The sequence below is a fragment of the Sphingomonas sp. 8AM genome, from assembly GCF_902506455.1.
Lineage (GTDB): Bacteria > Pseudomonadota > Alphaproteobacteria > Sphingomonadales > Sphingomonadaceae > Sphingomonas.
In genome coordinates, this window is the sequence record NZ_LR733844.1 from 1,196,930 (window position 1) to 1,208,722 (window position 11,793).

Annotated in this window: 7 protein-coding genes and 1 pseudogene; 5 read left to right on the top strand and 3 right to left on the bottom strand. The window is 66.4% G+C overall.

What is annotated here, in order from left to right; genetic code table 11:
- Positions 1-224 precede the first annotated feature (224 nt).
- From BACI71_RS06015 to BACI71_RS06040, 5 genes and pseudogenes are all read left to right on the top strand, one after another.
- Positions 225-2,546 (top strand): TonB-dependent receptor, encoded by a 2,322-nt coding sequence (locus BACI71_RS06015; RefSeq protein ID WP_159756340.1) that lies wholly within the window; start codon positions 225-227, stop codon positions 2,544-2,546.
- Positions 2,547-2,548: 2 nt separating this feature from the next.
- The gene (locus tag BACI71_RS06020; protein ID WP_201297306.1) at positions 2,549-4,087 is read left to right on the top strand and encodes a sulfatase family protein; all 1,539 of its coding nucleotides are present in this window, start codon (positions 2,549-2,551) and stop codon (positions 4,085-4,087) included.
- Positions 4,088-4,629: 542 nt separating this feature from the next.
- Positions 4,630-5,552: pseudogene (locus BACI71_RS06025) on the top strand (family 2A encapsulin nanocompartment shell protein).
- A complete protein-coding gene (locus BACI71_RS06035; protein WP_159756343.1) occupies positions 5,533-7,317 on the top strand; it encodes a cysteine desulfurase in 1,785 nt (594 codons plus the stop codon). Before BACI71_RS06025 ends, BACI71_RS06035 begins: the two are co-directional and overlap by 20 nt.
- A 130-nt stretch (positions 7,318-7,447) precedes the next feature.
- The gene (locus BACI71_RS06040) at positions 7,448-9,352 is read left to right on the top strand and encodes a BCCT family transporter (RefSeq protein WP_159756346.1); all 1,905 of its coding nucleotides are present in this window, start codon (positions 7,448-7,450) and stop codon (positions 9,350-9,352) included.
- 127 nt (positions 9,353-9,479) lie between these two features.
- On the opposite strand, the gene BACI71_RS06045 is transcribed toward BACI71_RS06040, so the two are convergent.
- The 3 genes from BACI71_RS06045 to BACI71_RS06055 form a co-directional block, all read right to left on the bottom strand.
- Complete coding sequence (locus BACI71_RS06045; RefSeq protein ID WP_159756349.1) at positions 9,480-9,692, bottom strand: hypothetical protein; 213 nt, start codon at positions 9,690-9,692, stop codon at positions 9,480-9,482.
- Positions 9,693-9,816: 124 nt separating this feature from the next.
- The gene (locus BACI71_RS06050; protein ID WP_159756354.1) at positions 9,817-11,082 is read right to left on the bottom strand and encodes a dipeptidase; all 1,266 of its coding nucleotides are present in this window, start codon (positions 11,080-11,082) and stop codon (positions 9,817-9,819) included.
- Positions 11,079-11,768 carry a helix-turn-helix domain-containing protein gene (locus tag BACI71_RS06055; RefSeq protein ID WP_236552842.1) on the bottom strand — a complete coding sequence of 230 codons (690 nt, stop codon included), beginning with the start codon at positions 11,766-11,768 and terminating at the stop codon, positions 11,079-11,081. The genes BACI71_RS06050 and BACI71_RS06055 overlap by 4 nt, the downstream gene beginning before the upstream one ends.
- Positions 11,769-11,793: the final 25 nt, after the last annotated feature.

Sequence of the window (11,793 nt, forward strand, 5' to 3'; positions counted from 1 at the left end):
TTGCGAGCGTAGCGAAGCAATCCAGGGCGTCCTGGTCCGGCTCTGGATTGCTTCGCTACGCTCGCAATGACGGCGGTTGCGTTTAACGAGGGGGGCGATGGTGGCGGCTGTGGGCGAAGTTCGATGATCGCCCCTAAAGTCCGGCTGTGTCCGTGCGATACGCTTCTTTATACCCGATCTATGAACTAGGCTTTAGCGTCCGCCGCGATCTGAAAGGGGACCCGATGATCGATCGACGCCTGCCTGTGCTGCTTGCTACCACTGCCTTCTCGCTGTTCGCCACGCCCGCCATCGCACAGGACGCGCCCGCGCCGCAGGGTTCAACCGCGGCCGAGGCGCCCGCCACCCCGCCGGCAGGCGAGGGCGAGGTCGTCGTCACCGCCCGCTTCCGCAACGAATCGCTTCAGCAGGTGCCGATCGCGATCACCGCGGTCGACGGCAAGTCGCTGGCCGAGCGGCAGCTGAACAACCTCGAGCGGATCGCGGCGTCGATCCCGTCGGTCGGTTTCCGCAGCGGCGCGTCGAACAAGGATCGCACCGTCTTCATCCGCGGCATCGGGACGATCACCACCTCGCCGGGGGTCGAGCCATCGGTATCGACGGTGCTGGACGGTGTGGTGCTGACCCGCCCCGGCCAGTCGACGCTCGATCTGGGTGAGGTGGAGCGGATCGAGGTGCTGCGCGGACCGCAGGGGACGCTGTTCGGGAAGAATGCGTCGGCGGGTGTCGTCAACATCGTGACCCGCAATCCGACCGACGAGTTTCACGCGTTCGGCGAGGCGGGCGCGACCACCGATCAGGAATATCGCATCAAGGCCGGCGTGTCGGGCGCGATCGTGCCGGGCAAGGTACAGGCGCTGATCGGCGGGCTCTACAGCGACTTCGACGGCAATCTGCGCAACGTCGTGACCGGGCATGACGCCAGCGGCTCGCGCCGCTACGGCGCGCGTGGCAAGCTGATCGTCACGCCGTTCGACGCGTTGAAGCTGACCGCGATCGGCGATTATCTCAACACGCGCGAGACGGTGGCGGGCGTCTATCAATCGACGCAACAGATCGCCTATCCGACCCGCGCGATCACCAATTCCGCGCCGCTTGCCGCCGCGCTGGCGTCGCAGGGGATCGTGGCGGGGCCGGGCAATCGCCGGCTGGCCACCGATCTCGACACCAACGTCCGCGACGAAAATTACGGTGGATCGCTGACCGCCGATCTGTCGCTAGGTGACTATCAGCTGACTTCGATCACCGCGTGGCGGCAATGGCTGAACCACCAGCGGCAGGATTATGACGGGCTGGCGCAGCTGACGGCGACCTTCCCGTCGGGTGCCGACGAGGGCAGCGTCGACAGCCGGCAGTTCTCGCAGGAGCTGCGGCTGACATCGCCGCGCGGCGGGCTGATCGATTATGTGCTGGGCGCCTATTATCTGCGCGCGCAGACCGACGAGCGCTATCAGCGCGCACTGACGACGCTGGCGGGGACGACGCAGACCGCGACCAGCGGCATCGCGAATTACGGCATCACCAACCACAATTACGCATTGTTCGGCGAGGCGAACGTCAACTTCACCGAGCATTTCCGCGCGATCGCCGGCTATCGCTCGACGTGGGATTCGCTCGACTTCTACCATGTGCGTACGTCGAGCAACGATCCGACCGATAGCGGGGCGGCGTCGCTCGATCGTCCGGGCATCCGCGCGTACCACAATGCCAAGGGGAGCACCGATGCGCGCGGCGACAGCTATCGCCTCGGGTTGCAGCTCGATCTCGGCGCGCATGCGCAGACGTACTTCACCTATTCGCGCGGCTATAAGGGGCCGGCGTACAACGTCTATTTCAACATGCGCTCGCTCAACGCGACGACGCTGCTCGACGAAGTGCCGCTGAGCCCCGAGACGTCGAACTCCTATGAGGGCGGGATCAAGGGCAGCACCGCCAACCGTGCGCTCAGCTATGCGGTGGCGGTCTTCACGACCGACTTCGACGGTTATCAGGCGAACTTCACCGACTCGGTCGGCGGGGCGCCGGTGACGCGGCTGATCAACGCCGGGTCGGTGCGGTCGCGCGGGGTCGAGGCGGACGTGACGCTGCGCCCGGTCAGGGGCCTTACCTTCGACCTGTCGGGCGCGTTCACCGATGCGACGGTGCGTGACTTCAACTGCCCGGTCGGTGCGCCGGTGAGCTGCAACATCAACGGGCAGCCGCTGCCCTATGCGCCGCGGGTCCGGGTGTTCGAGAATGCGACGTACCGCTTCGGGTTGACGGACAGCCTGTCGCTGGAGCTGCAAAGCGACGTGACGTTCAGCAGCAAGGTGCAATATTCGCTGGCGCAGACGCCGAACACGATCCAGCCCGCCTATGCGATCTGGAACGCCAGCGTTGCGCTGCTCCATCCCGGTGACGGGTGGCAGCTGCGCGCTTACGTCAAGAACATCACCGACACGCCCTATGCCAGCTTCCTGACCAACGGGACCTTCGCGGGGACGGTGCGGTTCGTGCCGCGCGACGACAAGCGCTATGCCGGGCTGTTGCTGCGCAAGGACTTCTGACGATGAGCGATGACACGACGCGGCGTGGTGTGCTGCTGGCCGGGACCGGCGGCGCGTTCGGGCTCTATTCGATGGCGGCGGGGGCGGTGCCCGCGCCGCGGCGCTCGCGGCGGTTGCCGAAGTTGCCGGGCGTGAAGTCGCGCAACATCCTCGTCGTGCTGACCGACGACCATCGCTACGACGCGATGGGGTTCATGAAGGCGCAGGAGTTCGGCGACACGCCGACGCTCGACCGGCTGGCGCGCGAGGGGACGCATTTCCGCAACGCCTTCGTCACCACGGCTTTGTGTTCGCCGAGCCGCGCGTCGATCTTCACCGGGCTGTACGCGCATCAGCACAAGGTGGTCGACAACAACCATCCGATCCCGCCGGGGCTGGTCTTCTATCCGGAGTATTTACAGGCCGCCGGCTACGACACCGCGTTCATCGGCAAATGGCATATGGGCGACGAGGGCGATGCGCCGCAGCCCGGGTTCGATCACTGGGTCAGCTTCAAGGGGCAGGGCAGCTATCTGCCGAGCGGCGACGGGCTGAACGTCGACGGGCGGCGCGTGGCCCAGAAGGGCTATATCACCGACGAGCTGACCGATTACGCGCTCGACTGGATCGGGAAGCGCCCGGCGGGGCGGCCGTGGATGATGCACCTGGCGCATAAGGCGGTGCACTCCGAATTCATCCCGGCCGAGCGCCACAAGGGTCGCTACGACAAGGAGACGTTCCGCTATCCGGCGTCGATGCAGCCGGTGGCGCCGGGGCGGCCGATGTGGGTCGAGAACCAGCGCAATAGCTGGCACGGGGTCGGCTTTCCCTACCACGGCACGCTCGACATCGGCGATTACTACAAGCGCTATATGGAGACATTGCTGGCGGTCGACGAAGGGCTGGCGCGGATCATGGACCTGCTGGAGCAGCGCGGCGAGCTGGACGATACGCTGATCCTGTATCTCGGCGACAATGGCTTCATGTTCGGCGAGCATGGCCTGATCGACAAGCGCACCGCCTATGAGGAATCGATGCGCATCCCGATGCTTGCGCGCTGCCCGGCGCTGTTCCCGGCGGGCAGCGTGGTCGAGCAGGTGGTGGCGAACATCGACATCGCGCCGACGCTGCTCGCCGCGGCGGGGCTGCGCGCGCCGGAGGGCATGGCGGGCAGCAACGCGCTGCCGGTGGTCCGCGACGCGCACGCGCCGTGGCGCAGCGAACTGCTCTACGAATATTATTGGGAGCGCAATTTCCCGCAGACGCCGACCGTCCATGCGCTGCGCGAGGACCGGTACAAATACATGCACTTCCACGGCATCTGGGACATCGACGAATTGTACGATCTCGCCGAGGACCCGCACGAGACGAACAATCTGATCGCGCGGCCGGGACATGAGGAACTGGCCGAGCGGATGAGCGGCAAGTTGTTCGCGTTGCTGGAGAAGACCGACGGCATGGCGATCCCGCTCAGCGCCGATGCCGGCGTGCGCAACGCGCTGCGCGACCCGGCGGGGCCGGCGCAGGCGCCGTTCCCGGCGCTGTTGCAGCGACCCCGCTAAATCTCCATCGTCATGGCAAGGGGGCGCTGTCCAACCCGATGGTGCTCCCGCCGCTCAGGCCAGCGGAGGCGTGCCGCCGTCGTGGGCTACGCGTCGCAAGGGCGCGCGTGCAAAGGAGGTGGCCGTTGATGCCGATCGCTGACAGCAGATCGCAAGCGAGATTGCCCGCACGTTGAGAGCTTCGATCGAGCTGCGCAAGCCCCGGCGTATGAACACTATTCGTTACGCAGCGTCGACTTACAACGACGGCAAGGTGAAGACATCGCCGCGCCGGTGACGTCGAAATCACGCCATGGGTGATGTGGCTCTATAATCGAAGAGCATATCAGACGCACTTCGACCGTGACAAGGTATATAAGCGCCATCGAAGTGACTTTCCTGGACCTCCCGAGTTTCTGACCCACATTGGGCAGCTCTGTTGCCGTCAAAATTGACGATAGCGAAACCCAAGGATAATTGTCGGGCCAGTGGGCGATCAACGACGCAGCCGAAGCTGCCAAGTAACTTGATCGCATCGCCATTCTATTTCGATGGAGTCTTCGATGGCTGGAGAGATTGCGCTGCCGACCGCGTTGGGGGACGTTGCGGCACGGCAGCTGGCAAATGCGACCAAGACCACCGCACAGCTTTCAAACATCTCGCCGCGGTGGCTGGTGCATTTTCTCGAATGGGTGCCGGTCGAGGCGGGCATCTTTCGCCTCAACAAGGTCAGGGAAGAAAGCGCGATCGAGGTCGAATGTTCGGCACGCGACGAGCGGATCCTGCCCAAGACATTCGTCGACTATGAGGAGAACCCGCGCGAGATCCTGTTGAGCGCGGTCAATTCGGTCGTCGAGGTCCATACCCGTGTCGCCGACCTCTACAGCGTTCCCTACCACCAGACTGCGGAGCAGCTGCGCCTGACGATCGAGACGATCAAGGAGCGTCAGGAATCCGAGCTCATCAACAATCCCGAATATGGGCTGATCGCCAATACCGCGCCGGCCAACCGGCTGAAGACGCGTGACGGGCGTCCGACACCGGACGACCTCGACGAGATCCTGGCGCGAGTCTGGAAACAGCCGGCCTTTTCCTCGCGCATCCGCTCGCGATCGCCGCGTTCGGACGTGAGTGCACCCGGCGCGGCGTCCCGCCGCCCACGGTCAACATCTTCGGATCGCCGTTCCTGACGTGGCGCGGCATTCCGCTGGTGCCGTCCGACAAGATCCGCGTCGAGAACGGCAAGACCAAGATCCTGCTGCTCCGCACCGGACAGGCCAAGCAGGGGGTTATCGGCCTCTACCAGCCGAACCTGCCCGGCGAGCAGAGCCTCGGCCTGTCGGTGCGGTTCATGGGGATCAACAGCAAGGCGATCTCGTCCTATCTGATCTCGCTCTATTGTTCGCTGGCCGTCCTGACCAACGACGCGGTCGCCGTGCTCGAGGACGTGGACGTGGGGCTCTATCATGAATATCGCTACAACTGATCCGTCCGGCGCGGCGGTGCCCGGCGTTCCGGACGAAAACGAGCGGGTGCTGGCGCAGATCGCCAGCGCCTTGTTCGCGGCGCTGCCGGGGCAGGCTGCGGCGTTCGGTGCCGGCGGGGGCTCCGCGCCGCCAGTGAACGCTGCCGGCGCGGGACCCGCGCCGATCGCGCCGCCACCCGCCTCGCTCGGCGGAGCCGATATCGCGGATCTGGATCAGGCGTTGCCGGTCTATGCGCACGCACCGATCGGCGATGTGCCGGTCGTACTGGCACCGCCGGCGCTGGGTGGTTTCGGGAGGGTCATCGCGCCGGATCATGCCAGCCTGCCCGTCGCCGATCAGTATGGCAGCGGTGGCGGGCTCGATCCCGCCGATGTGCCGCTCGCGCTGCCCGCCAGGCCGTCGCTGACCGGCGGCAAGGGCTATTCCGCGGCGTCGATCGAAAATGGCGACCGTTTCTATTTTCTGGATGCGAAGCCGGCGGCACCGGCTCCGGTCACCGCGTCCGGCTTCGGACCGCTGCCCGCCGCGGCGTCGACGCCGGTGGCGGCGCCGGCCGGCGGTTTGTACGACGCGCGCCGCATTCGCGACGATTTCCCGATCCTGCGCGAACGGGTGGGTGGCAAGCCGCTCGTGTGGCTGGACAATGGTGCGACCACCCAGAAGCCGCATGCGGTGATCGACCGGCTGGCGGGGTTCTATGCGCACGAGAATTCGAACATCCATCGTGCCGCGCACGAGCTGGCTGCGCGCGCGACCGACGCCTATGAGGGCGCTCGCGACACCGTCGCGCGCTTTCTGGGCGCGCCGGCGCCGGACACGATCGTCTTCACACGCGGCACCACCGAGGCGATCAACCTCGTCGCGCAGACCTGGGGCCGCGCGAACCTTCGTCCCGGCGACGCGATCGTCCTGTCGCAACTGGAGCATCATGCCAATATCGTGCCGTGGGTCCGGCTGGCGGACGAACTGGGGTTCACGATCCGCGTCGCGCCGGTCGACGATCGCGGCGACATCATCGTCGAGGAATATGCGCGGCTGCTCGATGGCGGCGCCAAGCTGGTTGCCTTCACCCAGGTGTCGAACGCGCTCGGGACGGTGACGCCGGCCAAGGTCATGATCGAACTGGCCCATGCCGCCGGTGCGGTAGTGTTGCTGGACGGTGCGCAGAGCGTGTCGCACATGCCGGTCGACGTTGCGGCGCTGAACCCCGATTTCCTCGTCTTTTCCGGGCACAAGATCTATGGTCCGACCGGCATCGGCGCGTTGTACGGGCGAAAGGCGCTGCTCGACGCCATGCCGCCGTGGCAAAGCGGCGGCAATATGATCGAGGACGTCACCTTCGAACAGATCCGCTACCACGGAGCGCCGATGCGGTTCGAGGCGGGGACCGGCAACATCGCCGACGCGGCCGGGCTGGCGACGGCGCTCGACTATGTGCTCGCGCTCGGGCGGGAGGCGATCTGCGCGCACGAACATCTGCTGCTCGCCTATGCCGAGCACCAGTTGCGGGCCGTGCCGGGTGTGCGCCTGATCGGTGAGCCGGTGCAACGGGCCGGCGCAATCTCGTTCGTCAAGGACGGCATCGACGTTCCGGCGATCGGCAGCGCCTTGAGTGGCGAGGGGATCGCGGTGCGCGCCGGGCACCATTGCGCGCAGCCGATCCTGCGGCGGATGGGCGTTGAGGCGACGGTCCGACCATCGTTCGGCGTCTATAACACGCTCGAGGATGTCGACGCGCTCGTCCGCGTACTCCGATCATTGTAAGGCGACGGGCCGAAGTTCTGGCGCGTCGACCGATCGTCCGGCAGCGAGGAGCGCGCGCCGTGCCGCGCACGGACCAAGGTGGAGCGAAGCGAGGTTAGGGCATCGGCCAGATCTGGGTTAATCCCGCGCCATGTCAGCAAGTCATATCAATCCGCGCGTCTTCTGGGGCGCGTCCGCCATCATCGCCGTGCTGCTTATCGCCACGCTGGCGATGCCGGGCAGTGCCGATCACGCGTTCAAGGCGGCGCAGGCCTGGGCGATCGACACATTCGGCTGGTTCTACATCGCGTCGGTCGCCATCTTTCTGGTCGTCGTGCTGGCGCTTGGCTTCGGCCCGGCCGGAAAGCTGAAGCTCGGCCCCGACGATGCCGAGCCCGACTTCCCGTATCTCTCGTGGCTGGCGATGCTGTTTGCCGCCGGCATGGGCATCGGGCTGATGTATTTCGCGGTCGCCGAACCGGTCCAGCATTATATCTCGCCGCCCGAGGCGGAGAGCGGCACGATCAACGCGGCGCGTGACGCGATGGCGATCACCTTTCATCATTACGGCGTGTATGCCTGGGCGATCTACGCACTGGTCGGACTGAGCCTCGGCTATTTCACCTATCGCAAGGATCTGCCGCTGACGCTGCGATCCGGGCTTTCGCCGTTGCTGGGCAAGCGGATACACGGGCCGCTCGGCGATGCGATCGACATCTTCGCGGTGTGCGGCACGGTGTTCGGCGTTTCCACCTCCTTGGGGTTCGGCGTGTCGCAGATGACCGCCGGGCTGTCGTACGAATATGGCGTGCCCGACGGTACGATCACCAGGATCGCGGTGATCGTGCTCGTGATGGGCGCCGCGACGCTGTCGGTGCTGAGCGGCGCGGATCGCGGCATCCGCCGGTTGTCCGAGCTCAATCTGGCGTTGGCGGTGCTGCTGATGCTGTTCGTGCTCGCGCTGGGGCCGACCTTGTTCCTGCTACGCGCGCTGGTGCAGAATTTCGGCCTTTACCTCGATCATTTCGTGATGCGGACCTTCACGCTCTACGCCTATGAGCCGCGCGCGTGGATGGCGGACTGGACGCTGTTCTACTGGGCATGGTGGATCGCCTGGTCGCCGTTCGTCGGCATGTTCATTGCCCGCATCTCGCGCGGTCGCACGATACGGGAGTTCGTGATCGGCGTGCTGTTCGTCCCGACCGCATTCACCTTCCTGTGGATGACGGTGTTCGGCAACACCGCCATCTCGCTCGATCTCGGCGTCGCCGCTGGCGGGATCGCGCGCGCGGTTCAGGCGGACCTGTCGACCGCCCTCTTCAAGTTCCTCGAATATCTACCCTTTGCCAGCTTCACCTCCACGCTGGCGATCGCGCTCGTGGCGGTGTTTTTCATCACATCGGCAGATTCGGGCGCGCTGGTGATCGACACGCTCGCGTCAGGGGGAGCGGAAGAGACACCACGCTGGCAACGTATCTATTGGTGCGTGCTGCTCGGGGTGACCGCGACGCTGCTGCTCATCACCGGTGGTCTCGGCGCTTTGCAGGCCGCGACGCTGCTCGCCGCCTTGCCGTTCTGCTTCATCATGCTGTTGCTCGCGGTGGGACTGGTACGACAGACCAACGCCGATCTTGCCGGTATCGCGCTTCCCGACGAGGCGCCGCTGGGTGAGCGCTTGAAGCGGCTGCTCATGCCGGCGCGTCGCGCCGACATCCTGCGCCAGCTGGAGGGCCATGGTCAGGCGGCGCTCCGATCGGTTCATGCGGCGCTGCAGACGGAGGGATGGTCGGACAGTGCGGTCGAGGTCACGGATGATCGGTGCATCCTGCTCCTCGGCGCCGACGCAAGCCGCGCCTTCCAATACAGCCTGATGCCGCGTTCGCGACCGCTTGCCGCCTATACCGCGCTGGACGCGGCGGAGGGGCGGCGCAGTACGGCATGGTTTCTGGCCGCCCGGACGAACGACGAGGCGCGCGTCCGCGACCTGACCGGCTTCACCGTCGAGCAGATCGAGGCGGACGTGCTGACGCAGTTGGCGCGCTGGCGGTTGGGGTAGGAGATACTGCGTACGGAAACGGGATCGGCGAACGGCGGGACGGCGATTGATCCCGGCGCCGCACCTGACGGCCTTGACGGATGCGCGCCGTCGATCCCGCGCGCATCCGTCAACGAACCATCGGTCGTCAGTTGGTTGCGATGCGCAACGCGCGTGTTCGTGGCGCCTGGAAGGCGCGGGCGACGACGGGCACGACGATCTCGATGGCCGTCGGCAGCCGCCACGTCGGCGAGAGCGGCAGCAACAGCGCGTCCGGCGTCGCGCCGGCGTCGCAGAGCGCACATGACTCGTCGGGCGCCGCGCTGCCGGTCTGGACCTCGGCGGCGGTAACCGTCTGCACATGATGCTGGTGCGCGTGGACAACGACGCCGTCATGACGCAGCGATGTCAGCCCGCGCCTTTCCGGACGCTCAACGGGTGACGGATACAATTACAACCTTGTCACCTGACCCCGTTGAGGAAGGTCAGGGGCGTGATGCGGCGACCGCAGCGCCTTGTGAAGTCTCCCTGCGCCGGGCCTTCACCCGCTCCGCCGCCTCCATGACGCGCAGGACGTTTCCACCCGCCAGTTTCGCGACGGCGGCGTCGGACCAGCCACGCCGCATCAGTTCCGCGAGCAGCGCGGGGTAGGTCGACACGTCGGTCAGCCCCTGCGGCAGCGTCTCGCCGACGCCGTCGAAGTCCGAGCCGAGGCCGACATGATCGACGCCAGCCACCCTGGCGATATGGTCGACATGGTCGGCGACCTGCGCGAGCGTAACGGTCGGCGCGGGATGGGTCGCCAGCCAGCTTGCGTAATCGCGTGCGGCCTTCTCCGGTTGACCGATGTCGAGGCCATTATAGGGCGGCGAGTTGAGCCGTGCCTTCTCGGCCAGCGAGTCGGCCGACCAGCGGCGGTATGCGTCGGAGACATAGGGCGGCGAATAATCGACCATCACCACCCCGCCATTGCGCGCGACCAGCCGCAGTACGTCGTCCGCGACGTTGCGGGGATGGTCGTTGAGCGCCCGCGCGCCGGAATGCGAGAAGATCACCGGCGCGCGCGTCACCGCCAGAGCGTCGCGCATCACCTTCTCGCTGACGTGCGACAGGTCGACCAGCATCCCCAAACGGTTCAGCTCCAGCACCACCTTGCGGCCGAAGTCGGTCAGCCCGCCGTGGCGCGGATCGTCGGTCGCCGAATCGGCCCAGTCGATCGTCAGCGAATGGGTGAGGGTCAGGTAACCGGCACCCAGCGCGGCATAGCTGCGCAGCACCGACAGGCTGCCGTCGATCTGCCCGCCACCCTCGACGCCGATCAGGCACGCGATCCGGCCCGCGGCATGGGCGCGGCGTACGTCGGCGGCGGTGCGCGCCAGCGCGAACGTGTCAGGATACCGTTCGGGCAGTGACCGGACGAGATCGATCTGCTCCAGCGTCTGCTCGACCTGCTCCTTGCCGGGCAGCGTGGGCGATACCCATACCGACCAGAACTGCGCTCCGACCTTGCCGCGCCGAAGCCGGGCGATGTCGGTGTTATAGGCCGGCGTGCGTGCGCCAAGATCGCGCAGGTCGGTCGTCCAGCGCGCCTCGCCTTCACGCTCGCGCAATGCCTCCGGCCAGTCGTTGTGGCCATCGATCAGCGGTGTCGCCTTGAGCACGCGCGCGACGCGCGCCGCATCGTCCTGCGCGTCGGCGGAGGCGGGAAGCGCCACGAGCAGCGCCCCGGCGGCGAGCAGCATGGCCCTCATCGTGCCCGCCCGGACCGGCGTGGCCGAGCCGGCGGATCGTTCTCATTCTCCGCACCCGCCGCGCGCTGGCCGTGGTGCAGCGTCAGCAGCGACTCCATCAGTTCTTCCTCGGCGCTCGACATCACCGCGAGCACCTCGGCCTCCTCGCATCCGGCAGCGGCGAGGTACGCATGACCCATGCTCGAATCCAGATAGATCGCCTGACCGGGCTCAAGCGTGACCGGATCGTAGAATTCGGTCTGCACCTCGACGCGCCCGCTGAGTACGTAGAGGAACTCCTCGCCCGAGTGCCGCACCTGCTCGCCGAATTGCTCGGCGGAGCGCGCACGAATCTTGGTGACGACCGGAATCATCCGCTTCCGGCGCAGCTCGGTACAAAGATAATAATAATCGTAGTTCGGCGTCTCGACCCGCACCGAATGCGCGATATCGCCGAGGCTGCGGCGCGCGGTGACGGGCTGAGCCGCTTCCTCGCTCTGCTCCGCGAACAGGTCGGTCAACCGCATCCCGAGCCGCCGCGCCAGCGCCTGCAACTTGTCATAGGTCAGCGTCAGCCGGTCGTGCTCGATCTTCGACAAGGTCGAGACCGGGATCCCGGACTTGGCGCTCATCTCCTTGAGCGTCCAGCCTTCGCGCGCGCGTAGCCCCTTCAGGAGCGCACCGAGGGTCGGCGGCGATGTCGGCAAGGGGGCATCCTCCATGAAGCCATTG